The sequence below is a fragment of the Christensenellaceae bacterium genome, assembly GCA_031260975.1.
Lineage (GTDB): Bacteria > Bacillota > Clostridia > Christensenellales > UBA1242 > JAISKJ01.
Genome location: JAISKJ010000003.1, coordinates 470,537 through 495,982, shown reverse-complemented (window position 1 = coordinate 495,982; position 25,446 = coordinate 470,537). Strand labels below are relative to the sequence as shown.

The 25,446-nt window shown below is 39.7% G+C and carries 21 protein-coding genes and 1 tRNA gene; 14 read left to right on the top strand and 8 right to left on the bottom strand.

From position 1 onward, the window contains the following. Nucleotides 1–3: 3 nt before the first annotated feature. The 10 genes from thiI (at nt 4) to LBN07_02845 (ending at nt 9,992) form a co-directional block, all read left to right on the top strand. On the top strand, nt 4–1,170 hold the full coding sequence (gene thiI, locus LBN07_02890) for a tRNA 4-thiouridine(8) synthase ThiI (protein ID MDR0850413.1): 1,167 nt from the start codon (nt 4–6) through the stop codon (nt 1,168–1,170). A 180-nt stretch (nt 1,171–1,350) separates the two neighbouring features. Then, nucleotides 1,351–1,896, top strand: coding sequence for an inorganic diphosphatase (locus LBN07_02885; protein MDR0850412.1), 546 nt, complete (start codon nt 1,351–1,353; stop codon nt 1,894–1,896). Nucleotides 1,897–2,091: 195 nt separating this feature from the next. Further along, nucleotides 2,092–3,642: a ribonuclease Y gene (gene rny, locus LBN07_02880; protein ID MDR0850411.1), complete on the top strand. Its 1,551-nt coding sequence runs from the start codon at nt 2,092–2,094 to the stop codon at nt 3,640–3,642. A gap of 137 nt (nt 3,643–3,779) precedes the next feature. Beyond that, a tRNA-Trp gene (locus tag LBN07_02875) sits at nt 3,780–3,853 on the top strand. A 175-nt stretch (nt 3,854–4,028) separates the two neighbouring features. Beyond that, the gene (locus LBN07_02870) at nt 4,029–4,877 is read left to right on the top strand and encodes a DegV family protein (protein ID MDR0850410.1); all 849 of its coding nucleotides are present in this window, start codon (nt 4,029–4,031) and stop codon (nt 4,875–4,877) included. A 149-nt stretch (nt 4,878–5,026) separates the two neighbouring features. Beyond that, entirely contained in the window at nt 5,027–5,620 is a 594-nt protein-coding gene (gene pgsA, locus LBN07_02865) for a CDP-diacylglycerol--glycerol-3-phosphate 3-phosphatidyltransferase (GenBank protein ID MDR0850409.1), read from the top strand. Between the two features lie 293 nt (nt 5,621–5,913). Further along, a complete protein-coding gene (locus LBN07_02860; GenBank protein MDR0850408.1) occupies nt 5,914–6,762 on the top strand; it encodes a ribose-phosphate pyrophosphokinase in 849 nt (282 codons plus the stop codon). Next, on the top strand, nt 6,731–8,317 hold the full coding sequence (locus tag LBN07_02855; GenBank protein MDR0850407.1) for a nicotinate phosphoribosyltransferase: 1,587 nt from the start codon (nt 6,731–6,733) through the stop codon (nt 8,315–8,317). Before LBN07_02860 ends, LBN07_02855 begins: the two co-directional genes overlap by 32 nt. Next, on the top strand, nt 8,317–9,093 hold the full coding sequence (gene nadE, locus LBN07_02850) for an NAD(+) synthase (protein ID MDR0850406.1): 777 nt from the start codon (nt 8,317–8,319) through the stop codon (nt 9,091–9,093). The genes LBN07_02855 and nadE overlap by 1 nt, the downstream gene beginning before the upstream one ends. Nucleotides 9,094–9,167: 74 nt before the next feature. Further along, nucleotides 9,168–9,992 carry an NUDIX hydrolase gene (locus LBN07_02845; GenBank protein MDR0850405.1) on the top strand — a complete coding sequence of 275 codons (825 nt, stop codon included), beginning with the start codon at nt 9,168–9,170 and terminating at the stop codon, nt 9,990–9,992. On the opposite strand, the gene LBN07_02840 is transcribed toward LBN07_02845, so the two are convergent. Further along, the gene (locus LBN07_02840) at nt 9,984–10,814 is read right to left on the bottom strand and encodes a membrane dipeptidase (protein MDR0850404.1); all 831 of its coding nucleotides are present in this window, start codon (nt 10,812–10,814) and stop codon (nt 9,984–9,986) included. The genes LBN07_02845 and LBN07_02840 overlap by 9 nt on opposite strands. 192 nt (nt 10,815–11,006) lie before the next feature. Between LBN07_02840 and rnhA the strand changes: the two genes are divergently transcribed. Next, complete coding sequence (gene rnhA / locus LBN07_02835) at nt 11,007–11,465, top strand: ribonuclease HI (GenBank protein ID MDR0850403.1); 459 nt, start codon at nt 11,007–11,009, stop codon at nt 11,463–11,465. A gap of 27 nt (nt 11,466–11,492) precedes the next feature. Here rnhA and leuS read toward each other — a convergent pair whose 3' ends face one another. From leuS to LBN07_02815, 4 genes are all read right to left on the bottom strand, one after another. Further along, complete coding sequence (leuS, locus tag LBN07_02830; GenBank protein MDR0850402.1) at nt 11,493–13,862, bottom strand: leucine--tRNA ligase; 2,370 nt, start codon at nt 13,860–13,862, stop codon at nt 11,493–11,495. A gap of 225 nt (nt 13,863–14,087) precedes the next feature. After that, nucleotides 14,088–15,872, bottom strand: coding sequence for an ABC transporter permease (locus LBN07_02825; GenBank protein MDR0850401.1), 1,785 nt, complete (start codon nt 15,870–15,872; stop codon nt 14,088–14,090). 74 nt (nt 15,873–15,946) lie between these two features. Continuing rightward, complete coding sequence (locus LBN07_02820) at nt 15,947–16,936, bottom strand: ABC transporter ATP-binding protein (GenBank protein ID MDR0850400.1); 990 nt, start codon at nt 16,934–16,936, stop codon at nt 15,947–15,949. Nucleotides 16,937–17,005: 69 nt separating this feature from the next. Then, nucleotides 17,006–18,772, bottom strand: a complete 1,767-nt coding sequence (locus LBN07_02815) for a helix-turn-helix transcriptional regulator (GenBank protein ID MDR0850399.1) — start codon at nt 18,770–18,772, stop codon at nt 17,006–17,008. Between the two features lie 144 nt (nt 18,773–18,916). On the opposite strand from LBN07_02815, the gene LBN07_02810 reads away from it, so the two are divergent. After that, nucleotides 18,917–19,597 carry a M48 family metallopeptidase gene (locus tag LBN07_02810; protein ID MDR0850398.1) on the top strand — a complete coding sequence of 227 codons (681 nt, stop codon included), beginning with the start codon at nt 18,917–18,919 and terminating at the stop codon, nt 19,595–19,597. 382 nt (nt 19,598–19,979) lie between these two features. Here LBN07_02810 and LBN07_02805 read toward each other — a convergent pair whose 3' ends face one another. Together LBN07_02805 and serS are read right to left on the bottom strand one after the other, a co-directional pair. Further along, nucleotides 19,980–20,882: a hypothetical protein gene (locus tag LBN07_02805; protein ID MDR0850397.1), complete on the bottom strand. Its 903-nt coding sequence runs from the start codon at nt 20,880–20,882 to the stop codon at nt 19,980–19,982. 135 nt (nt 20,883–21,017) lie between these two features. Next, on the bottom strand, nt 21,018–22,307 hold the full coding sequence (serS, locus tag LBN07_02800) for a serine--tRNA ligase (protein ID MDR0850396.1): 1,290 nt from the start codon (nt 22,305–22,307) through the stop codon (nt 21,018–21,020). 249 nt (nt 22,308–22,556) lie between these two features. On the opposite strand from serS, the gene LBN07_02795 reads away from it, so the two are divergent. Both LBN07_02795 and lexA read left to right on the top strand, forming a co-directional pair. Then, nucleotides 22,557–23,594 carry a tyrosine-type recombinase/integrase gene (locus tag LBN07_02795; protein ID MDR0850395.1) on the top strand — a complete coding sequence of 346 codons (1,038 nt, stop codon included), beginning with the start codon at nt 22,557–22,559 and terminating at the stop codon, nt 23,592–23,594. A gap of 10 nt (nt 23,595–23,604) precedes the next feature. Beyond that, complete coding sequence (gene lexA, locus LBN07_02790) at nt 23,605–24,198, top strand: transcriptional repressor LexA (GenBank protein ID MDR0850394.1); 594 nt, start codon at nt 23,605–23,607, stop codon at nt 24,196–24,198. A gap of 13 nt (nt 24,199–24,211) precedes the next feature. On the opposite strand, the gene LBN07_02785 is transcribed toward lexA, so the two are convergent. After that, the gene (locus LBN07_02785; protein ID MDR0850393.1) at nt 24,212–25,438 is read right to left on the bottom strand and encodes a methionine gamma-lyase family protein; all 1,227 of its coding nucleotides are present in this window, start codon (nt 25,436–25,438) and stop codon (nt 24,212–24,214) included. Nucleotides 25,439–25,446 lie beyond the last annotated feature (8 nt).

Here is a 25,446-nt window from a genome sequence, read left to right as displayed (position 1 = left end):
ACTATGCAAGAGGTATTACTACTGCGATATGGGGAGATTTTTTTGAAGGGTAAAAACTTCAATTTTTTTGAACGCACTCTTCTAAACAACATAAAGCGGGCAGTAAAACCATATGGGGCCGCCGTAAGCCGCGGAGGAGCCAGAATTATTGTTGAAAGATTTGACCCCTCACTTCGTGAGCATTTGATAGAGCGTATTAAAAAGATATTCGGAATTGTAAGCCTTAGCGTTGCTCTTAGTATAAAGACAGCAGAGTCGGCAATAATTGATATAATAAAAACAATAAAGATTACTACTCAAACCTTTAAGGTCGAAACACGGCGGGCCGACAAAAACTTCCCTATAAAATCATATGAATTTTCGGCCAAAATGGGGGACATAATTCTTGAAAATAACCCCCATGCCAAGGTGGATGTTCACAACCCAAAGAGCACTGTGCATATAGACATAAGAGAGAACGGCACAACCTTTGTTTATCACCAAAAGCTCCCATGCTATGGCGGTATGCCTGTGGGCACGGCGGGACAAGGTATGCTTATGCTGAGCGGCGGAATAGACAGTCCTGTGGCAGGTTTTATGATGGCAAAACGCGGCCTTAATATTATGGCTATACATTTTCACAGTTACCCCTACACAAGCGAACAGGCTAAACAAAAGGTAATAACGCTGTCAAAACTTATGACACCGTATACCGGTTCTATTAAGCTAATTATAGTGCCGTTTACTAAAATTCAGGAGGAAATCCATAAAAACTGCGACAGTGAATATATGGTGACCTTTACGCGGCGCTTTATGTTTAGAATTGCCGAACGGCTGGGCAAACAAAATCATTGCAGTGCAATCATCACAGGTGAAAGCCTGGGTCAAGTGGCAAGTCAGACGATTGAGGGTTTGACAGCCAGCAATGGGGTTGTTGAAACATTGCCCGTTCTGCGCCCGCTAATAGGCTTTGACAAAACGGATATCATCGCAATTTCAAAAAATATCGGAACCTATGAAACCTCAATTTTGCCTTATGAGGACTGCTGCAGCGTATTTTTGCCAAAGTCACCGGTAACTAAACCAAAGACAACACGCATAGAATTGAACGAAAAATTTTTGGATATAGAAGCACTCATAGACGAAGCTATAGCTGGAGCTGAGAGCATGATAATCGAAGATGGGCATTAGATTGCATAGTACTGTGCAAACTTTTGCATAATACTATGCAAAGATTATGCAATTTTTGTCGAATTTTAATTGACTTTAAAACTAAATTTATTGTATGATATACCTATCGCTCAAAAAAAGAGACGAAATTTTCGCCGATTTTATCGGCTCTAAAGCAAATTTAAGGAGAAAACTAAATTTATGTATAATGTATGGAAAGATATTAATCCAGAAAGAATAAAAGCCAATGATTTTATTGCCTTTATTGAAATCGAAAAGGGCTGTAAAAACAAATATGAGCTTGACAAGGAGACCGGTCTTATTATACTTGACCGCGTGCTTTCTACCTCAACACACTATCCGATGAATTACGGATTTATCCCCCGAACATTTTGTGAGGATAAAGACCCACTTGACGTATGCGTGCTTTGCAGCCAAGCGATTGAAAAGGCAAGTCTGGTGCGTTGCAAGCCTATAGGCGTGCTCAGGATGCATGATCAGGGTGAGCTTGACGAAAAGATTGTTGCAGTAGCTCTTAAAGATTCTACTTATAATGATTACAGCGATGTTTCAGAGCTTCCTAAACATATAGCAGCTGAGCTGCAGCATTTCTTCACAGTGTATAAGCAGCTGGAAAACAAGCCTGTGCAAGTTGATAAAATCGAAGGAAGAGAGGCTGCTATCAAGGTTATTGAAACTGCAATCAAATTATATAAAGAAAAATTTGAAGGCGGAATAGGGCTTTAATTTCAGTATTTAAAAGCGGGCTGAAGCCTGTTTTTTTATTCAAAATGGATGTAACTAAAAACGTTGATTCATACACTTGCCCAAAAGATTTGACAAGTATAGCCATATACGATAGAATATAGATAGTATATATAATTAACAGCGCTGAAGCGCTAAAGATATATGCAAATTAAATAATAAAGGAAGGGAACAAAAATGCCAATATGGTTAGGCGTGCTTTTGGCGGTTTTGGGTCTTGGAATTGGTTTTGGGGTAACATTGCTTATCTTTATTTCCGGTTCAAAGAAGTCTAAAAACACCGCAGCAAAAGTACTTGAAAACGCATACGCGGAAGCAAAAACCGCAAAGAAAGAAGCAATATTAGAAGCAAAAGAAGAAATACAAACCCTGAAAGAAAAGTTTGACGAAGAAGTTAGTGAAAAACGGGGCGAGCTTATGAGAAACGAAAATAAGCTTTTGCAAAAAGAAGAAACATTGAAACTAAAAGAAACCGAATATGACAGCAAACTCCAACATGTTGAAGAAACAACAAAAAAGCTAAACACAAAAGAGCAACAGTTGGAACAAATCAAAAAAGAAGCCGAAGAAGCTACAAGCAAGGTTGATGAGCAGCTTCAGAAAGTGGCAGGCATGACAAAGGATCAGGCCAAAAAGACACTTATAGAAAAATATACCGATGAGGCCAAAAAAGAGGCGGCAACAATTGTACGAAACATTGAACAGACCGCCAAGGATGAAGCAAGCAAAAAAGCTAAGGAGATTGTGAGCCTTGCCATTCAGAAATGTGCAACCGATCACACCTCCGAAATCACTGTAACGGTGGTGCCTCTGCCAAACGACGAAATGAAGGGCAGAATAATTGGGCGAGAAGGCCGAAACATCAGAGCCATTGAAAACGCAACAGGTATAGACCTTATTATAGATGACACTCCCGAAGCAGTGGTGCTGTCAGGCTTTGACCCCATAAGGCGTGAGATTGCCCGAATGTCGCTTGAAAAACTTATCATGGATGGCAGAATTCATCCGGCGCGAATTGAAGAGATTGTTGAAAAAGCGCAGAAAGATGTTGAGAACTCCATTAAAGAAGCAGGGGATAACGCAGTATATGAATCAGGGCTACTTGGAGTTCACCCTGAAATTGCACGAGTGCTCGGAAAGCTTAAATACCGAACAAGTTATTGCCAGAACTGTCTGGTTCACAGCCTTGAAGTATGTCATCTGGCGGGGCTTCTTGCCGCTGAAGTGGGTGCAGACATTCAAATTGCCAAGCGCGGCGGTCTGCTTCATGATCTGGGCAAAGCTCTTGACTTTGAAATGGAGGGCACTCATGTTCAGCTGGGTGTCGACATTGCCAAAAAATATAAAGAAAGTCCGGCTGTAATCCATTGTATTGAAGCGCACCATGGCGATGTGGAATTTAAGACAATTGAAGCAATTTTGGTGCAGGTGGCGGATGCTATTTCAAGCAGCAGACCCGGAGCGCGAAGAGAGTCGTTGGATACTTATATTAAGAGACTTGAAAAGCTTGAAGGTATAGCCAACAGCTTTAAGGGTGTTGAAAAATCATTTGCTATTCAGGCGGGCAGAGAGATTAGGATAATGGTTAAACCCGAAGAAATTGACGACGCCGGAGCAGTATTCTTGGCTAAGGATATTGCCAAGAAAATTGAGGAAGAAATGGAATATCCCGGTCAAATCAGAGTAAATGTAATCAGAGAAACCCGAAGTATTGAAACCGCAAAATAAGAATGTATAAACCAAATAAAAGCAGCCATGCCGGTTGCTTTTTTGTTGACAGTTTGAACTGTTTGTTATATAATACAAATATGCTCGGTTATTTGCGTAAGCAAAATGAACAGTGTTGATGAGCTACGACGAAACGAAGGGAGTTGGTATAGAGGTTGTGCCTAGGTCTCCAAAACCTATGAGGTGGGTTCAAGTCCTACACTCCCTGCCACATTTAATTTGCAATTTTTATATATTTTTGTTAATAAAAACCCATTCCACTGTTGGTAGAGTTGATTTTCGTCTCTCTATTTCTATAATTCAAACAATTCAGTCTTTTAAATAAGAAATAGAATTGTTTTTAGAACTTAATCATTATAATATTATATGTAAAAAGGAGAAGTAAAATGAAATTTACAATAATAGCAGACAGTGGATGTGACTTGAAATCAACTAACTTCGTTTCGGATAAAATTGATTTTTCAGCAGTTCCGCTCACAATCACAATAGGGGATAATCACTATCTCGATGAAGAAAATTTAGATACAAAAGAATTAGTTTTAAATATGAAAGCCAATAAAGATGCACCTAAAACCGCTTGTCCTCCGCCCGAAGCTTTTGCCGAAGTTATGAGAAAGGGAGACAATATTGTTTGTGTTACATTAAGTTCTAAACTTAGCGGAACTTATAACAGTGCTCGGCTTGCCGCCGAAACAGTTCTTGAAGAAAGTCCGCATAAAAAAATTTTTGTGCTTGACAGTTTAACCGCTACTGCCGGAATGGCACTTATATTAAATAAGTTAAAAGAACTTATTGAAACCGGCAAATATACTTTTGATGAAATTATAAAACATATTTTATCTTTTAGAAAATCAATGAAAACAAGATTTTTAATTCATGATTATACCAATCTTATAAAAACCGGACGAATTGGGAAATTAGCAGGATTAATTGCTTCGATATTTGCAATTAAACCAATATGCGGAGACAACGGCGAGGGCGAAATAAAAATGTATGCAAAAATATTGGGCACAAAAAAAGCTCTTATGACTTTAAGCGATTATCCTGCAGAAAAAATAAAGGAACAAGGAAAAGACATTCCCCTTGTAATATCACATTGTCATAACGAAGAAGATGCCTCTCTTCTAAAAAAACTTTTAGAATCTAAATTCGGTTTAACAAATATTAAAACATATTTAATGCGAGGACTTGCAAGTTTTTACGCATGCGATAAGGGCCTTGTTATAGCATATTAATCTACTTTTCTATCTTAAACACATAATTATTATGTGTTTTTCTTGCCTTTTAAAATTGTATGTGCTAGACTAAGAAAGACATGGATATGTGTAGGTTCTAAGCCATACAGTCCGTGCCATTAAGAAAAGATTAATCAGGGGGAATCTCCATGAATTTACCAAATAAATTATCACTGAGCCGGATACTGTTTATACCGATTATTGTATTCATGTATCTGGCCACATTTGTTCCGTATGGGATATTTATTGCGCTCGGGCTTTATATAATTGCAGGAATTACCGACCTGTTAGATGGGCATTTTGCACGAAAATTGGGGCTTGTAACAAAGCTTGGTTCTCTGTTGGATACACTTGCCGATAAGCTTTTGATTACAGCCGCGCTTTTGCTTGTTGTTGTCGACGGAACAATCCCGGCGCCATACGGTGTCATTGCAGCAGTCATTATTATCGGGCGTGAAATTGTTATAACTGCCTTGCGTCAGGTGGCTGCGCTTCAAGGTATTAGTCTCAGCGCTGATAAATGGGGTAAAATTAAAGCAGTCTTCCAAGACATTTCGGTGGGTGCATATATGCTTCTGGCCGGAATTAACATGGCCGGATGGCTTGGCGGCACTACCTTTTTGTTTGCCTATGAAATATTCTGTCACGTACTCTTGGGCATAGCTGTGCTGCTTACGATATATTCAGGCATAAATTATCTGGTGGTAAATCAACATTTATTTAAAGAAGAAACCAAAACATAACCCATGAAAAGAAGTATGCAAGGGCATCACCATAAAGACACTTTTAAGTGTCTTTTTTATTAATAGTAACAAAACTGACAGACTTAGAGAGACAAAAAACTTATTTTTTTTAATCTGAAAAATTATTTAAATCAAAAAAACAAAGACGTAAAAGTAATTGTTCCAAAAGACGCAGTTGACACTTTTAATATTACCGGCACACACAAGCGAAATGAATGGAACGAAAAGGCTTTTGCCGAAATGACACAGGCGGGCGTAGAAGTAGTTGAAACACTAAAAACGGAGGAAGTACTATGCTTCTGATTAATGGCAAAAAAATAAACACTGAAAAGTATCCCAACAACGAAACCAAAGTGAAGGACTTTATGGAAGCATTGGACACGGATGAGTGTTTATTGGAATTAAAATATGAATCGGACCGTGACCTTATAAGCTTGATGTTTGCAAAAAAACGGCTTGACGAAATGGGTAAGAAAACCGATTTATTTATATGGTATATGCCTTATAGCAGGATGGACAGGGAAATTCCGGGCGATTTATTTACTCTGAAATATGCATGTGGTTTTTTAAGCGGGTTAAATTTTAATGAAATTACTGTGATGGAACCCCATTCATATCAAACAGAAGCTTTGTTTAGTGAAAACGGCATCAATATAAAAACTGTTTATCCCACAAAAGAATGGCTTTATCAGATTATGGAAAAAACAAGTTTTGGCACACAAGACCACATTGTGTTTCCCGATATGGGAGCTGCGCAGCGATATTGCGATATGGACATTTTAAACCCTCTTATTTTTAACAAAAAAAGAAACCCCATAACAGGAAACATTGAGGACATAGAGCTTGAAGAAGGCACAGTTAATTTAAACAGCCATTGCATTATTATTGATGATTTATGTTCAAAAGGCGGAACATTTTTAAGTGTGGGAAATACTTTAAAGGCGCTTGGCGCTAAAAAGGTAAGCCTGCTAGTAGCTCATTGTGAAAATACAATTTTTGAAGGAAGGCTGCTGCAGGATGATTCACCGATAGATATAATTTATACCAGCGATTCGATGCTGAAAAAAGAGCACCCAAAAATTAAAAAATTGTCATTGGAGGCAGAACAATATGGAACAGAAACGAACGATATGCAACCCTAAAGTATCCAGAGAACGAGTATTAAACCCTATAAAATGCATTGACGCAAACAAGATGGGGCACATAAAACAATATCCTCCGGGAATTGAGAAATTATATTTGACTTGGACACCTAGAAAATCCAGAATGGAAGGCATCAATCACGTTGTATTTTATGGATTGCAAGGCGCAATACAAGAAATAACCGAAAATTTTGAGCAATACTTTTTCGGCCGGGACATAGAAGAGATTATAGCAGAATATAAAGAGACTGCAGCAGACGTGTTTGGCAGAACAAATCCCGAATTTGCAAATAATATTGACACAGCACATATAAGAAACCTGCACAATCTGGGATATTTACCCCTTAAAATAAAGGCACTTAAAGAAGGTACTTTCACACCGATAGGTGTGCCAATGTTTACTGTCGAAAATACTTTGCCCGAATTTTTCTGGCTGCCAAGCTTTCTTGAAAGTCAGCTGTCCTCTTATATATGGGCTCCGATGACAGCGGCCACAATAGCTGACAAGGTTAAGCAAACGCTGCTAAGTTACGCAGACCTTACGGGCGACAGAACCAAGCTGATGACTCAGGCAAGCGACTTTTCGCTAAGAGGTATGGCTTCTCCGGAGGCAGCTATGCGAACCTCCGGAGGACACTTATTGTCTTTCGGCGCTTCATCCACAGTTCAGGCAAAGGATTATCTTATGAGATATTATGATGCCAAACCGGATACGCTGAACGGAACACTGTCTACTGAGCACTCGGTTATGTGCTGTCACGGTGAGGACGAATATAATGCATATAAGTTTTTAACACAAAACGTTCATCGCAGCGGTACAATATCAATAGTTTCTGACACCTATGACTTTTGGAACGTGATTGACAATGTGTTGCCGCTGTTTAGAGAAGAAATGCTGCGCAGGGATGGCAAGGTGGTTGTCAGACCCGACAGCGGAGACCCCGTTGACATTATATGCGGCGACCCGCTGAGCGAAGACGAAACCGTAAGGAAAGGTCTTATTGAAAGATTATATGAGATATTTGGCGGCACTATCAATGAAAAGGGTTATATCGAGCTAAGTCCTAAAATAGGCGCGGTGTATGCCGACGCCATAACGCCCGAGCGCACACAAAAAATATGTGAGCGGTTAATGGACAAAGGCTTTGCCACAACTAACGTAAATTTGGGTATCGGGTCTTATACTTATCAATATAACACACGTGACACCTTTGGGTTTGCCCTGAAGTCTACGGCCGAAATTCAGGACGGTGAGTTTAAGATGATTCAAAAAAGGCCGGCAACTGATAAGGACAGCTTTAAAAAATCAGGCAAAGGCATGGTTGCGGCAGTGGAAAGAGACGGTGATTTGGCTTTGATAGACGGACTTACTCCCGAACAGGAAGCAGCGCTCGCCGACATTAACCTGCTTGAAAATTTTTATGTAAACGGTGAGCTGGTAAAGCCTAACAACTTTGAAGATATAAGAGCACGGGTAGCGAGTGAATCAACCAGAGTGTATGGATGGCAGAACATAAACCCACAAAACAATCAATATGATGAAAGGAGATTTTAATGATAAACAAGAATTTTGTAATAACTGAAAAAAATGCTGAGCAATATATCAGTTGCATTGCAGATTTTATAAGAAAAAGCGTTGAGCGCGCAGGACGAAGCGGTGTGGTGCTTGGCATGAGCGGCGGCATAGACAGTGCCGTTGTGGCAAGGCTATGCCAAAAAGCAGGCATAAATGTAGAATTGGTAATGCTTCCGGACGATGAAAACACTGTAACGAATATCAAAAACATTGAAGATGCTATGGAAATGGTAAACGAATTCGGCTTTAATTATAGAATAATAGATATTAAAGATATTTGTAACCAATTTGAAAACGCAATTGATGAGCCGCTTAGAACCTTGAGCAGAATGAATATTCCGCCCAGAGTTCGAATGTCTGTTCTTTATGCGCTTGCACAAAACAACAGCGCATTTGTGATAGGAACGGGAAATCTTGATGAGCGGCTGCTGGGATACTTCACCAAATGGGGCGACGGAGCTCATGATTTAAATCCTTTGGGAATGTTGACCAAAGGCGAGGTCAGAGTCTTGGCACGTCACCTTGAGGTGCCGCAGTCAATAATAAACAAGCCGCCTTCGGCAGGACTTTATGAGGGTCAGACCGATGAGGGGGAGCTAGGAGCAACCTATGAAGAAATAGATAATTTCATTCTATACGGCACCTCAGGAAGCACTGAAGCTGACCAAATAATAAAAAACCGAATTGCCATGTCAACACACAAGCTTGCATCTGTTCCGATATTTGATGGCTCAGACCAGACAATGCAATTTTAACAAAATAAAACCGCCGAAAACCTAGCAGCGGTTTTATTTGACTTTTAAGACTAGGGATATTATAATTAAATTATATGAAAAAAGATAAAAACGGATTAACCGAAGCAGAGTTTTTAAAACAATATAAAATAACCGATTTTGAAAGACCGTCGGTGGCGGTTGACAATTTATTGTTTGCTATTGATGAAACGGAAAATAATAATATCCGAAAACTCGGTGAAAAAAAACTTCAGGTTTTGCTTGTCAAAAGAGATGAGCACCCATATATTGACCTATGGAGTTTACCCGGCACATTTGTCAGGCTGAATGAAGCACTTGAAGACGCTTCAATCAGATGCCTGAAAAACAAAACTAAAATAAAGGATATGTATCTTGAGCAACTTTACACCTTTGGAGATGTTGACAGAGACCCCCGAACCAGAGTATTGTCAATTTCTTATGTGGGGCTGATAAACAAAAAAAGAACAAGTCTCAATGATGACAGCAATAAAACTTCATGGTTTACATTAAAAACCTCACCGACAGCTTCTGACGGCGTGTGTGAAATGACGCTTGAGGGTGAAAACGGAGTAGTTATCAAAGCAAAAATAAAAACAGACAACGGCAGCATAATTATGACAGAAGCCAAGAATCTTGCATTTGACCACGCCAAAGTAATCTTCTATGGCCTCAACAGAATAAGAAATAAGCTGGAATATACTGATATTGCTTTCAGTATGCTGGAAAAACAATTTACTATGGCTGAACTAAAACAAGTGTATGAAGCTATACTAGACAAAAAACTCAGTAAGGCCAATTTTCAGCGAAAGATAAAAAACAAGGCTCAGTCATTGGGCATATATAAAACCGGAGGGTTCAGACCCGCCATCCTATATAAATATAAAGATAGCTCACAATAATCCGCTGCGTTTTAAAAAATCAGTATAGTTTTTATGAGCAATATGTTTTATTATTTTGCGCGAATGTCCCATGTCTTTCAGTTCTTTTAAAATCAAATGCAAATCATCATAGCCCGTCGCACGTGCGGGCAGGTTTTTTGTGCCAAAAAAATCCGTGCCTAAGCCTACATTTTTATATCCGAATTTTCTTATTACATAATCAAAATGCTCAGCAACAGTCCTAACGGAACAATGCTTTTTGCTCAACAAATATGAAACAAGATAAATACCCATAAAACCGTTTGTATCAAAAATATATTTAATCTGTTGGTCGGTCAAGTTCCGTTTGTTGCGGCAAAACTTATATACGCCGCAGTGAGAGTTGTAAATAGGTTTTTTTGAAAGCCCGCAAACCTGATAAAAAGATTTACGGTTGAGATGAGCAGTATCTATAAAAATGTTATTTTGCTCCAGAGTTTTTATGACTTCAGTTCCAAACGGAGTGATATCTCCGTGTCCCTCGTCGCCTCCGGCAAGACTATTGTCAAAATGCCATGTGAGCCCGCATGAAACAGGACGCAAATCTATCAAAGTTTTTAGGTTGCTTTTTGTCAAAAAACTGCAGTCTTCACCGTAAATAATAAATTTATGTCCTGAATTTAACGCCTTTATTTGGGCTGCCGCGGCTTCAATATATAAAAGCGGGTCTTCTTTCAGCTCACTTGTAAACACGGCACAGCAAAGTGTTTTTATGTTTTTTGTTTTATAACTTTTAAGATATTGAGCGGCATTTTCAATGCTATAAAAAGTCAGGCAATCACTGTGACTGTCACAAAATTTCATAATTTTTTCTCCTCATTTTAATTAAAGTAGTTTATGAAATTTGCAAGTTGATTGTGTTGACAGCTCAAATGACAAAAAATAAGCTTCATGATTATAATTATATTTTTCCTGATTCTGCCCAACTTTCAAAATGCATGACTTTACAAACAAGTTTGATTGACAATGCTTGTCTTATTGGATTATAATTAGAACATGAAGCAAGTAGAAATTTATACAGACGGAGCGTGTAGCGGAAACCCCGGCCCCGGTGGCTGGTGTGCAATTTTGTTATATGGAAAAAAAGAAAAGGTTTTGTCAGGAGGGGAGCGTGCCACCACCAACAACCGCATGGAGCTAAAGGGAGCCATTGAAGGGTTGAGCGCGCTGAAAGAACCTTGTGCGGTAAAATTATATACAGACTCAGCTTATGTGTGCAATGCGTTTTTGCAAGATTGGATATCCGGCTGGGTTTTAAACGGATGGAGAAGCGCAAACAAAAAGCCCGTGCTCAATCAGGATTTGTGGGAAGAACTTTTAAATTTAACAAGGAAACACACTGTAAGATTTGTGAAAGTTAAGGGCCACGCTGACAATGAGTATAACAACAAGTGCGATAAAATCGCCGTAAAAGAAAGTGAGAAATTTAAAAGCGATTTGACAAAACTGACATAAAAACAAAAAAGAGATTTAATCTCTTTTTTATTTTATGATGCTTATTATTTTATTCTTTACAAACACAATCTTTTTGGCTGCACTAACATCAATATTAGTGGTAGCTTTGATTTTTTCCAAGACTTGCTCTTGGCTGTCGTCCTGATTTACCACAACCACACCCTTAAGCTTGCCGTTTATTTGCACAGGCATATTAAAGGTTTTGTCAAGCAAATATTTTTCATCTGCCTTTGGCCAAACGGACTTATATATCGGCGGCTTGCCTATAATTTCACTCAGTTCCTCAGTTGTGTGCGGAGCGAACGGGTAGAGCAGCTGCAAAAAGATATACAATTCATCTTTGGTGATATATCCGTCGTTTGTCACCACATTCAAAAATTCCATAAGTGATGCAATAGCTCCGTTAAACTTAAGATTTTCGCTGTCATCATCAACTTTTTTTATAAGCTGATTTATTTTGTATATATGCTTTTCACTTATTTCGTCACCTTTTACAATATCGGGCAGGTTCCAAACTCTTCTAATAAATCTTTCACAGCCAAACAATGCGTCATCATTCCATGGAGCCGCGGCAGAGAAGTCTCCCAAAAAGTAAAGGTGCACTCTAAACACATCGGCACCGTGTCTGTCGGTATACTCAATGGGCCCCACGACATTACCTGCAGACTTGCTCATTTTTGAGCCATTGGAAGATAATATCAGCCCCTGCTGCACACGTCTCTTAAAAGGCTCATCAAAATCAACAACGCCGAGGTCAAACAAAAACTTGTGCCAAAATCTGGCGTAAATCAAATGTCTTGTTACATGCTCCTGACCACCGGAATACAGGTCAACCTGATTCCAATACTTCATTTTGTCTTTACTTACAAACTCTTTATTGTTGTGCGGGTCCATAAATCTCAGCCAATAAGCACTTGACCCCGCCCACTGCGGCATAGTGTCAGTTTCACGCTGAGCAGGTCCATTACATTTGGGACACTTACAATTTACAAAGTCTTGTGCTCGTGACAGCGGACTGTTGCCTTCTTCATCAGGCTTATAATCGTCTACAAAAGGAAGTGTTAATGGCAGCTCACTTTCGGGCACGGGCACAGTTCCGCATTTTTTGCAATAAACAATGGGTATAGGCTCGCCCCAATAACGCTGTCGGTTAAAGGCCCAATCAGTGATGGCATAGTCCACATGCGTGCGGCCTATTTTGTTTTTAATACAATAATCACTCACGGACTTAGTGGCGTCGGCTATATTCATGCCGTTGATAAAATCTGAATTTATATGCTTACCATCACCCTCATAAGCCTTTTGAGTGATATCTCCCTCAATAATCTGCAAGATGTTAAGTTTATACTTTTTTGCAAACTCATAGTCGCGCTGATCATGAGCAGGAACGGCAATAATGGCACCCGTTCCGTGACCGCCCAAAACATAATCCGCTACAAAAATGGGAATCTCTTTGCCGGTAAAAGGATTAACCGCATTTATTCCGTCAAGCTTTACGCCTGTTTTTTGTTTGTTAAGCTTGCGGTCAAATTCCTTTTTAAACTTGCTTTGTTCAACATATTTTGAAACTTGCGTCGCATTTCTAATGTCTTTACTCTTCAAAAGCTTGTGTTCAGGGGCAATAACCAAAAAAGTTATACCAAAAACCGTGTCGGCACGAGTGGTGTATACTGTAATTTTTTCTCCGTTTGTGGTTAAAAAGTCAATCTCAAGGCCCTCGCTTTTGCCAATCCAATGACGCTGACCCTGCTTGACAGATTCCAAAAATTCTGTTCGGTCTAAGCCTTCCAGCAGCCTTTCGGCATAGTCGCGTATCTTCAAAAACCACACCATACGCTCTTTTTGAACAACCTTGGTATGGCAGCGGTCACATTTGCCGCCTTCACAATCCTCATTGGCAAGCACACATTTGCATTTCTCACAAAAGTTTACTTTGCTGACAGCCCTATAGGCAAGTCCGCGTTTAAACATCTGCAAAAATATCCACTGTGTCCATTTATAAAATTCTGGCTCACATGTGGCAATTTGGCGTGACCAATCCACACCAAAACCCAAACGCTTAATTTGAGCGGAAAAATTGGCGATAGTGGCCTTAGTCAGTTCGCCCGGGTGCTTACCGGTTTTTATGGCGTAATTTTCGGCAGGTAAACCAAACGCGTCATAGCCAACGGGGCACAAAACATTGTAGCCCTGAAGTCTGCGCTTGCGGGCAAGTGCTTCAACGGCAGAATAAGCCCGCACGTGACCTACGTGCATACCGGCACCGCTAGGGTAAGGAAATTCAAACAGCAAATATTGTTTGGAACGGCAATCCTCATCAACGGCCTTAAAGGCGTTGTCTTTCTCCCAAATCTTTTGCCATTTTTGTTCAATTTCACGATATTTATATTCTCTCATATTTTCTCTCCTTGTGTGTACACCCGCGGACGTTAGCCTTAATCTGCTTGTGATATTTTTATAAAAACTAGTATTTATAAAAAAATCCGACAGTATGTGCTGTCGGTTAACCTATAGCACCACCAAAAAGCGCATGCCTTGTGACATGCCCATTTATGATAGTAGTGTATAGAATTCTATTTTCATGATTTTATTATACCTCAAAGGTTTTGTTTTTGTCAATCATTATGTTATATCCCTGTGCTTAAATGTTGCAAAGGTTATAATATTTAGAAGCAGCAGCAAGCCTACGACAACAACTGAAGTATAGATTATGGTAGTGTCGGCAAACACGGGATTTATAAACAGGTTAGTAAAGGTTTCGCCCGACCGATACTGATTTATAAACGAGCCTCCGAAATACTTAAAGAAGTCAAGGTTGCTGAATATCACATACTTAAGCCAATTTGCACCCGCCGCCACAAAGGTTATTACCATACTTATCAAATATAGAAGAACTGAGATAATTACGGCACCCACATGAGACTTAAACAACGTAGAAATCGCAAAAGCCAGCAGCACAAATATCCACGCCTTTATAATCAAAGCAGCAAGATATATAAGCAGCAGCACCCAGGCGTTTAGCGTAAAGGGCAGAGTTGCATTGAATATTACAAGCACCGGAAGTGAAGCCAGCGCGCCTGTTCCGTATATAAACAGTGAGGCTATAATAGCTATGATGGTTGACAGCACAGTAAACAATGTCACAAAGAAGAAAGCAGCCATCATTTTGGAGCACATTATTTTGCCGCGATTATATGGCCTTATGGCAAGCAGTTTGATTGTACCGCTGCTTTGCTCACCTGCAATCATTCCGGCACCAAGCACCACACCATAAGCAATTATTACAAAAGCAAAAATTTCAAGCACAAAATATATAAAGTCATATGCGTTGGTATAAAAATCACTGTTCCTGCCAAACGCAAACACATTTGCATAGTCATATTCGGCCTTATCGTTGTCAAAAAGAAATTTGTATTTGGTCAGTTCTTCTGTTCGTTGATAATTATTAAAGTTTTCAAAGCCGATATATCCGCTCATTTCAGCGTCACTTTTGCCTGCGGCGGCACTCAGCATAATAGCATTATCCAAAATTCTGGTTGTGTTTTTTGAAAGGGCAGCATAAGCCCAAATTTTTTCGTCTATATCTATTTTACCCTGAGCCTGAGCCGCTGGGTCACTAGGAACACCTAGAGCAAGTGCCAATATTTCATTGTTTAAATCAGTCAAATGAGCAGGCACGCCGACATAATAGTCCTCATAAATCTGCTGCAGCATCTGGTTATCGTATTCTATATTTTTTACGTTTACAAAGTGTGTGTCAAGGTCACGGATATACCCAAAGTCAATAAGGTTTGCCCGCAGGTTGATATAGTCTATACGGTCCTGCACACCAGCACTAAAAACATTAAGTCTTTGAATAAGCCCTTCAAGCACACTTCTTATTTGCTCGTTGGTTTCCTTTGACACCAAAACGAGGGGAGTTATGCTGGTGACAGTTTCGGAATATTTGTTTGAAAGCGTGTTAGCACTGTTTTTCATGCCCAAAACCGCACTTTCAAGCTCAGTTCTCACCGAAGTGATATCCAAAGGCAAGGTGCCCATAATTCCTTCAAACTTGCCGTAAAAATCTTTTAGCGTAACAGGGTTTATAGTGTCAACAACAGGGCGTACAAAATATGACAGAATGTTGTCATAGACCACATTTCGGGCGGGGTTGCTCAAAATATCTTCGGCAATAATAACCCTGTCCGTCAGACTTTGGTCGCGCTCTGGTTTTATGTTTACGCTAAAATAACTGTTGTGAGCCGACACTGTTGTGCCGTCAATTACAGGAAGCGCATCTGTTCGCGCAGAGGGCTTAAAAATCATAGGAGCAAGTATCAGCACCAGCACCAAAAGAGCTGTCATAATATATATGCCGGGCCGCAATATTATTTTTCGAAGCTCTCCTCTAAATAATTTAAACATACTTTTCTCCTTATTTATTGTGGCAGTAATGTCCCATTAAGTATTTACTGCAGAATTGTTCAGTTTTTTGTTTTCTATCTTGTCGTTCCCGTTGTGGTCGTTGTAGTTGTGGTTGTCTGATAGGTAAGTCTGTCCTGATTTCCAAAAGAAAGCCGCTCATTTTCAATGGTTTCTAAAAAAGCCTCTTCCAAGGTCTTTACCGTTGAAGTAATTGAATAAATCCGCAGTCCTTTTTTTACCAGATAGTTTGTTATCTCGGGCACTTCTTCAATAGGAAGCCCAACTGTCAGGGTATTATCTTCAAGAGTTATGCTGTCAAGCGTTTCATATTTTTCAAACAGCAGCTTTCCTGCGTAGTTGGGGAAGTTAACCGTTATCTGAATTCTCGGAGCACCCCCTTTGGTCATGTCGGCAACGCTGCGGATGCTAACCAACACGCCCCGGTCGATGATGCCGATTGTGTCGCAAATAAGCTCCATTTCAGCAAGACCGTGGCTTGAGATAAGGATTGATATGCCTTCGGCTTTGGCAAGCTTGGTGAGGAATTTTCGCATATCAATAACACCGCTGGGGTCAAGACCATTGGTGGGCTCGTCAAGTATCAACAGTTTAGGCCTGTGCAAAAGCGCCTGAGCAATGCCTATGCGCTGCTTCATTCCGAGAGAGTAGGTCTTTATTTTATCTTTCATTCTGTCTTTAAGACCCACAAGCTCAACAACCTGATTTATACGGTCTTTGTCAATGTCTTTATATAGGCTGGCATAATACTTTAAATTTTCAAGTCCTGAAAAATTTTTATACATTTCAGGGTTTTCAATAATTCCGCCAACATTTATGATGGCTTTTTCAAATTCTTTTTTGATGGAGTGTCCGCAAATTATAGCATCGCCCGAGGTGGGAGCGGCAAGGCCGCAAACCATGCGAAGAACGGTAGTTTTTCCGGCGCCATTCGGGCCAAGAAAACCGAAAATCTCTCCTTCAAAAACCTCAAAGGAGACATTATTCACGGCAGTCCTGGATCCAAATGTTTTGGTAAGGTTCTTTACCTCTAAATTAACTTTCATAGGCACCCCATTTTATGATATTATATCACACGCGTTTTATTATGTAAATACCGATATGACAAGAAAATGTCATACATTATATCTTTTGCTTCGAAGTAAAATGTAATACAGAAGCCCTGCCACAATATAGTTTGTGCTAAGAATTATGGGAAGCAGCCAATAATTAAGAAAATCCAGCTGGTTGAGGGCAGTCATACCCATAAATAAACTTATTGAAAATACAAACACTACGGTAATCATCACAGCAAGCAGCCTGTTAAACAAGCTTATGTTCACCCTAAATGTTGAAGCGATTTTTCTATCGGGATTTATCATATAAGCCAGACTATAAAAGAGTGGGTAGGCAAATATCACGCCAATGGCTATAAAGTAAAGGTTTTCTTGAGCTGCCGGCAGCAGGTTTACCGATTTCATAATAAAGTAAGCAGCCACAATCTCCGCCGCCATAATGAGCCACAACAGCCAGCCCTGAACCAACTTGAGCTTGCTGTATTTGATAAAATTGTCGCCCGTACGGATTATATTTTTGTGCTTAACATACTTTTTGACCCTTATGCCATCCATAGCAAGGTCGCTCTTAAACATTTCAAAACTGTTTGCGCTGACATTATAATCGTCATACTGCGGGCTGATATTGACAAGCTGCGGAGTTTCGGATGCAGGAAGGGGAGCCTCTTCAGGTATAGGCTGCACTGCGTTCTCGCTTTCACCCTCATACTGTTTGAGATATTGCTGCTCATCAAAGCGTTTTTTTTCATAGGGATCACCGCGGCCCCCACCGGCATAAAGCCCGCCTAATATATTTTTGTAATCTATATCAGGCTCTTCGCTTCTAACGCGCTCTTTGGGCTTAACCGTATATGTAGCCGGATTATATTCATATCTTGAAGAATATTGTTCGCTAAAACCGGTTTCAACTCTTTGTTCGTCGCTTAAAACCTCACTAAACTTGCTGAGATCTCCCGGAGCATAGGGGTCTTTTTCCTGAGCTTCAGGCTCCATATGCTCATGAAACTCAATTTCCTTAACCTCGTGATGAGTGATTTCTTTTAGTTCTGCGTCCTGTTCAGGCTCATCATTTGCCGGTGTATCATCCAGACCAAAATCACTCAAAGACAAACCTGAAATATCAACATCCTCTGTGTCTTCACTGTTGGCATATGAATTATAATTCTTCTGCAGGTTTTCAAGGTCGCGTGTATTTACACTTTCATAAGACTTAAAAATAGGAGAGAGCGGCTGGATGGTGCTTTTGGGGTCAGCACTGTCGCTGAACTTGTTTTGATATAAATTTGTTTCAGTCTTTATCTCAGCCGCATCGCTGGCTACAAACTTAGAAGCAACATTAAATAAATCATATTGCACAAAAGAAGCCGGTGCAGATTCTTCTGCATCTACTTTTGGAATTGGCTTTGTGAAGGCAAACAGATTTTCCTGCTTAACCACTTTTATACTGTCGCTTTTTTGTTCTTCCTGAGTTTTTTGCGGCTCAGCGCTCAACGCCTTAAGTTCTTCGGTGTTAAGCGACGAAACAAGAGCGTTATAATTCGCCCAATTGCTTTTATTGCGTTCATATTGCTCGCGTCCGCCCTCAGTAATGCTGTAATAATGCCTTCTGCCGCCCTGATCGCTCTCATCCCAATAAGAAGATATCACGCCTTTTTCGCTCATACGCCTGAGGCTACTATAAAGGCTGGGCTGCTTCAGCACAAGCTTACCGCCGCTTTTCTGCTCAATATCTTTGCAGATTTCATATCCATATTTATCACCGTCAAGTAGGCTGTTCAGCACTATTTGTATAATGGTGCCGCGGTTTGCCTTTGTTTCTTCTGCCATAATAATCCCTCTTAAAAAATTATACAAAAAAAAGGCAAAAAAGTCAATAAAATACTATGCAAAATATGCTTTTTGTCTGAATTTATGCTATAATGGACTAAGTAGAGGCTTTTGAATAATACTATGCAAAGTTTGAATAATACTATGCAAAACTTAATAGATATCGCCGACATTCTGCGTGAGCGTCGCAGAAGCGTTAAGATAACCATAGACACCCACGGAAAGCTGGTGGTTTTTGCACCCATAAAAATGAATACTCAACGGCTTGGTGAAATCATAAATCAAAAAGCCAAATGGATTGAAAAAAAGATGCAGCAGATAGCACAGGTGAATATTGACCATCAAACCATAATCAACTTTAAACAAATTTCAGTGTGCGGAACGCTTTATGACATCACCGCCGGCGACACAAAGACAATAACAATTGAAAAAAATCAGGTAATCGTGCCAAATAAATATTATATAGAAGGCTCATACATAAAACACTTATTGAAATGGCAAAGGGCACTAGGGGCGGAAATACTTACCAAACGGCTTGAGACGCTTGGGAAGACGCACGGGATAGGTTATAAAAGCCTGAAAATCGGCGACTTTAAAGCAAAATGGGGTAGTTGTGATACAAATAAGAATATCAAATTAAATTGGCGGCTTGTAATGCTGCCGCACAATGTCATTGATTATGTAATTCTGCATGAGCTTAGCCACACATATGAGATGAACCATTCGCAAAAGTTTTATGCAGTGCTTGAGCGCCTCATGCCAGGCTGGAAGCAGGCACGTCTCACACTCAAACGCAACAACTTTCTGCTTGGGATTTATAGGTGACTGAGATTTCATTTTCTTAAAAGCCCGTAGTGTCCACACGATTGAAACGGGGCTGAACTTTGCCTGCCAAAAAGAATGTTACGTTAAATATTCGACAAAAGGGCGGTGAAAGACACCGCTTTTTTGTCGAATATTTTTGTTAAAAAAGGTTGTTTTTTTAGAAAAGAGGTTAAAAGAAGGGCCAAAATGGGGCCTACATAATCTATTCGCAAAAGACAGCTTTTGCGAATAGATATGGGTATTTTTGCCTGAAAACAGTGGTGCTATGCAAAAAACGAATTTGTGTGTTTATATTTGTTTTTTTATTTTTATTCTGCCTAATATGTTATTAAAGAACTTCAAAAACTTTGCTTTTATTTTTTTGTATTGTTAAGGGCTCGCTTTATACATCCTTGAGCGCCAGCAATCTGCTGCAGCTGCTCAGGAAAGTTTTTATGTGATATTGATCTGCGCCTGCTATCGGAAAACTACTAAGCTGCCCGCCGTTAAAAGATTTAAAACTACTCAGCGGACAATTCAGTAAATAATTTATACTTTTGACATAAACCTTATATACATCACTGCCTTTAAGCAATGAGTTTGGTATGTTGTATACTACCATCTCAACCAGATATTTGTTTGCAAATGAACTGCCGAACCATTTATTGGCCACAACAGCTTTACGGAAGTTTTTAAAAATTCTTACAATTTTGTTAAAGTTGCCGTCTGTATCATCGTCTTTCTTTTTCATAGCTTCAGCATAGCCGAAAATATCAAGATTTTCAGTTGTTTTTCGCACAGGATTCCACAGTGACAGCACAAAATTTGTGTCATAGGCATTATACGTGCCGAGGCGTAACATAATTTTAAAGCCAAGCTCCTTGTTAGATAATATTTTTATTCCTTGTTGAGTTATAATGATTGTAGTGTCAGCCGAAAACAATTTAATAAATTCATCAAACAAAAGCTGTATGATTTGATGTGTAGTGTTGTCTGAACTGACTGCGTCGCGGTCTTTCTGTTTTTTAATCTCAGACATAAGTCTTATGTAGGCGGAATTTGTAAACGCCATTTGAGGATTGCTGGTGACAAGAGCTATTTCAATTTCATCGTTTGTGTCAACAAAGGTGCCGTTGGTGAGCTCACCCATCGGAAAAACACGCACTTCCTCGGGCGTCAGTGTAGACACCTTACCGGTTAGCCCCTCAAGCGCCTCTATGATTACATTAAGTGCAATTTTATAATTTTCTTTGGCAGTATCGCCATTAACTTCTGTTGCAAATTGTTCAATTCTTTGTTTTTTCAATTTCGGCTCCTTTTCGGGGGCGTCCCACGAGTAATTTTATGAAGCGGGCTTTGCGGCGTGAGCCAGAAGGCTCACGCCGGCGCAACAAGTAGTTGCGCCGCGCAAACTCCTGTTTGCGCCAAAGCCCGACCTCTTTCATTTCTTTTTTGGTTCCAGCTTAGTTTTGCCTCCCATATAAGGCTGAAGAGCTTTTGGTATATTTACCGAACCATCTTTTTGCAGATGATTTTCAAAAAACACAGTCAACACCCTGGGTGTAGCCACAACGGTGTTGTTTAAAGTGTTCGCAAAAACTGTACCACTTGCCGTCTTATATCGCATACCCAGCCTTCGTGCCTGAGCGTCTCCCATATCCGAACAGCTTCCAAGCTCCAAATACTTTTGCTGCCTCAGACTAAATCCCTCAATATCGCAACCCTTAACCTTTAAATCGGCCAAATCCCCGCTACATGATTCTAAAATACGCACCGGCAGTTCAAGACTTTTAAAAAAATCAACCGCAAAATGCGACATTTTATCATACCACATTCTAGCTTCTTCTTTTTTGCAAATTACTATCATTTCCTGCTTTTCAAACTGATGAACTCTGTATATGCCGCGTTCCTCAATGCCGTGTGCACCAACTTCTTTACGGAAGCACGGCGAATATGACGTAAGACAAATCGGAAGATCTTCTTCCTTTAAAACGGCATCTTTATATTTTCCTATCATTGAGTGCTCGCTGGTGCCTATCATATAAAGGTCCTCGCCTTCAATTTTATACATCATAGCGTCCATTTCAGCAAAGCTCATAACGCCTCTGACCACGTCTGCGTGTATCAAAAACGGAGGAATACAATAATTAAAACCCTTGTCTATCATAAAATCACGGGCATACGACAAAATGGCTGAATGAAGCCTTGCCACATCACCCATCAAAAAATAAAATCCATTACCTGAGGTTTTTCCGGCACTATCTTTGTCAAGCCCACACAAATTCTCCATAATATCGGCATGATATGGAATTTCAAAATCCGGCTTCTTTGGCTTGCCAAACACTTCACGCTCAACATTTTCGGCGTCGCTGCGGCCAACCGGCACATCATCAGCTATGATATTTGGAATTGTCATCATAATTTGGTTGATTTTTGTGCCTACCTCATTATATTCCGTCTCAAGCTCAGCAACCTTAGTGTTTATATCCACAACCTGTTTTTTCAGCGTTTCAGCCTGACTGCTTTTCTTTTGCTTCATAAACTCGCCAATTTCTTGGCTCAACTTGTTGCGGCTGCTTCTGAGACTGTCAATTTCCTGCTTAAGACTGCGGCTTCTTATGTCGAGAGTTTTCACCTCATCAACAAGCGGCAGTTTTTTGTCCTGAAACTTCTTTTTTATATTTTTTTTGACCATTTCAGGATTGTTTCTTATAAGCTCTATGTCTATCATTTTTCCTCCAAAAGTTTGCACAGCATTATGCAATTTATATTATAATATTCCCTGCCAAAAATGTCAAATGAATGCCCGCCTTTTTCTCTTAACTCCAAGTAACTAAATATATTCGCTTAAACTTTTTGACATAAGGCAAAATAAATACATATCTACTTTGACGCATATGCATTACGGCTAAAATCCAAGAAACTTATATGCAGGTACTAATTCCTTTACAACCTGTGCGAAATTTGATAAAATGTATTTGTGAGTAATTATTTTGTCGAACGCAACGAAAAAAATACGCAAGCTCTAGACAACATCATGGGTGAGCTTCCCGAATTTTGCGAAGACTTTTTCATAGGTATTGAAAGCCGGACCACCCCTCTTACTCGAATAAACTATGCGAGGGATCTGGGCATTTTTTTTGACTTTTTAGTAAAAAAACTTCCCAAATTCGACAACTTTCGGATTACCGAGCTCGAACTTAAGCACCTAAATGCAGTCACCTCTTCAAATATTGAAAAGTTTTTATCATATCTGAGTTTTTATGAGCATAACGGCAAAAAAATTCAGAATAACGACAAGGCAAAGGCACGCAAGTTGGCAGCAGTGCGCAGTCTTTTTAAATATTTTTTTAACAAAGATAAGCTGGACGCCAATGTTGCAACAAAAATAGAAATGCCAAAAATTCACACTAAAGAAATTATCCGCCTTGAGGTTGACGAGGTGGTAAAGCTTTTGGACCAAACCGAAGCCCCTATCAAATTCAGCCATATGCAACTTGAATTTAATAAGCATACCAGAACACGAGATTTAGCAATTTTAACGCTTTTTTTAGGAACAGGTATTCGTATAAGCGAGCTTGTGGGTTTAAATTTGGATGATATCGACTTTAATGCAAATAGTTTCAGAATTATGCGAAAAGGCGGAAATCAGGCAATATTATACTTTTCGGATGAAGTGGCTGATGCCTTAAGAGAATATTTTGAAAAACGCAAGCTTAACAAAAAAACCGACGACAATGCACTATTTCTATCGCTTCGAAACGAAAGAATCGGCGTTAGAGCTGTTGAAAAATTAGTAAAAAAATATAGTTCGGTATCCACTCCTCTCAAAAAAATTACACCCCACAAGCTAAGAAGTACATACGGCACAAATTTATATCGTGAAACAGGCGATATTTATATGGTGGCCGATGTTTTGGGGCATAAAGACGTAAACACCACACGAAAACATTACGCCGCCATAAGTGAGGATATCCGAAAATCCGCTGCAAATAAGGTGAAACTGCGGGATAATTAGGAGAAAATCTATGCTAAAAATAGAAGAAACCCTAAATAAACTCCTTCGTATTCTTAAAATTCATCTTAGCGAGCATGGATATCCTCCTACCGTGCGCGAGCTTATGCAAGAAATGAATGTTAAATCAACTTCCACTATATTCTATTACCTGACAAAACTTGAAGAAAGAGGTAAAATCAGAAAAGGCACCAATAAAAACCGTGCCATAGAAATTATACCGGACTATTCACAAAGCCTGAACGAACAATTTTGCACTATCCATAAAATAACCATTAAAAAGCCTCTGTCTCTTGATTATTATAATCAAAGCTTTAAGGTATCGGCCAATCTTTTTAACGGAGATTTGTTTGCAATCAGCGTTGACAGCGACAGCATGACAGGTATCGGAATTATTAAGGGGGACTTGGCTATAATAAAAAAACAAACTTACGCCGACAACGGCGATATTATTTTATGTGTAATAAACAATGAACCGATTTTTAGACGGTTTTTCAGGCAGGACGGAAATATAATGTTAAAAGCCTACAACAACAAATATGCTCCGCAATATTTTTTTGATGTCAAAATTTTGGGACGGGTTGTGGGTATTATACGATTTTTGTAACAAAAGCCCGTATCTATTTCCTTAAATTCCCTATAGCCTCATTCAGTGCAAGCTTAACATGCTCATACGTAAGCCCGCCCTGTAAATATAAAATATATGGTTCCCTAATAGGCGCGTCGCACGACAACTCAATTGACGCTCCCTGAACAAATGTACCTGCCGCCATAATAACCTGATCAATATACCCCGGCATATCCCAAGGTTCAGGGTCAACAAAACTATCCACAGGAGATGCATGCTGAATACCCACACAAAAATTGACAAGCTCTTGTTTAGTCTTAAATTTTATATCCCTGACAATATCATACATAGGCTCTTGGGCTTTAGGAAAAACCTCAAAGCCCAAATCCTCCATGGTCTGAGCAATTAAAAGTCCACCTTTGAGCGATTGTAAAACAATATGAGGTGCCATAAAAAGCCCCTGATAAAGAAGCCTGTAGCCTTGCTCATTAGAACCCACTTCAAGACCTAGTGACGGAGACGTGTGTGAGGTGGCAATAAGAGCAATCGCCCGCTGAGTGCCGACAATATATCCGCCGGTGGGAACAATTCCTCCGCCGGGATTTTTTATAAGCGACCCAACCGCAATGTCGGCACCGACCTCACATGGTTCACGCATATCTACAAATTCACAATAACAGTTGTCCACAAAAATAAATCCGGTTTTATTAACAGTACGTATCTTTTTTATTATGTCCTCAATTTGCTCTATACTCAAAGCATCCCTCAAACTATATCCCTTTGAACGCTGCAAAAATATTATTTTGGGATTTTTTGCTACTTCTTCTAAAATTGCCTTTTCATCAAACTTACCGTCTTTAAGGTCAATCTGTTTATACATAACACCAAAATCCTTCAAACTGCCATTATCTTTGTCACCATCACCGAATATTGTTATGTCCATGGTGTCATAAGGCTTGCCGGTTATAGCCAACATAGTGTCGCCCGGGCGCAGAATTCCATAGAGAGCAACTTTCAGTGCATGTGAGCCGCAAGTGATATTATATGACACAATTGCAGCCTCGGCCCCGAACACCTCGGAATACACCTTAAACAAATTATCTCTGCCCGCATCATCATAACCATAACCGGTAGTGCCCGCAAAATGCCTCAGAGCTACCCTGTTGTTTTTAAGCGCACTCAAAACCTTGTGTTGATTAAAAAGTGCTGTATCCTCTAAAGCCTTAAACCTAGGCTGTATTTTCTGTTCAGCTTTTGTAATAATCGGTTTTATATTCATTATCTTTC

Coding starts and splice junctions, on each gene's coding strand:
- thiI (MDR0850413.1), top strand. CDS start 4: ATGCAAGAGGTATTACTACTGCGATATGGGGAGATTTTTTTGAAGGGT.
- LBN07_02885 (MDR0850412.1), top strand. CDS start 1,351: ATGTATAATGTATGGAAAGATATTAATCCAGAAAGAATAAAAGCCAAT.
- rny (MDR0850411.1), top strand. CDS start 2,092: ATGCCAATATGGTTAGGCGTGCTTTTGGCGGTTTTGGGTCTTGGAATT.
- LBN07_02870 (MDR0850410.1), top strand. CDS start 4,029: ATGAAATTTACAATAATAGCAGACAGTGGATGTGACTTGAAATCAACT.
- pgsA (MDR0850409.1), top strand. CDS start 5,027: ATGAATTTACCAAATAAATTATCACTGAGCCGGATACTGTTTATACCG.
- LBN07_02860 (MDR0850408.1), top strand. CDS start 5,914: ATGCTTCTGATTAATGGCAAAAAAATAAACACTGAAAAGTATCCCAAC.
- LBN07_02855 (MDR0850407.1), top strand. CDS start 6,731: ATGGAACAGAAACGAACGATATGCAACCCTAAAGTATCCAGAGAACGA.
- nadE (MDR0850406.1), top strand. CDS start 8,317: ATGATAAACAAGAATTTTGTAATAACTGAAAAAAATGCTGAGCAATAT.
- LBN07_02845 (MDR0850405.1), top strand. CDS start 9,168: ATGAAAAAAGATAAAAACGGATTAACCGAAGCAGAGTTTTTAAAACAA.
- LBN07_02840 (MDR0850404.1), bottom strand. CDS start 10,814: ATGAAATTTTGTGACAGTCACAGTGATTGCCTGACTTTTTATAGCATT.
- rnhA (MDR0850403.1), top strand. CDS start 11,007: ATGAAGCAAGTAGAAATTTATACAGACGGAGCGTGTAGCGGAAACCCC.
- leuS (MDR0850402.1), bottom strand. CDS start 13,862: ATGAGAGAATATAAATATCGTGAAATTGAACAAAAATGGCAAAAGATT.
- LBN07_02825 (MDR0850401.1), bottom strand. CDS start 15,872: ATGTTTAAATTATTTAGAGGAGAGCTTCGAAAAATAATATTGCGGCCC.
- LBN07_02820 (MDR0850400.1), bottom strand. CDS start 16,936: ATGAAAGTTAATTTAGAGGTAAAGAACCTTACCAAAACATTTGGATCC.
- LBN07_02815 (MDR0850399.1), bottom strand. CDS start 18,772: ATGGCAGAAGAAACAAAGGCAAACCGCGGCACCATTATACAAATAGTG.
- LBN07_02810 (MDR0850398.1), top strand. CDS start 18,917: ATGCAAAACTTAATAGATATCGCCGACATTCTGCGTGAGCGTCGCAGA.
- serS (MDR0850396.1), bottom strand. CDS start 22,307: ATGATAGACATAGAGCTTATAAGAAACAATCCTGAAATGGTCAAAAAA.
- lexA (MDR0850394.1), top strand. CDS start 23,605: ATGCTAAAAATAGAAGAAACCCTAAATAAACTCCTTCGTATTCTTAAA.
- LBN07_02785 (MDR0850393.1), bottom strand. CDS start 25,438: ATGAATATAAAACCGATTATTACAAAAGCTGAACAGAAAATACAGCCT.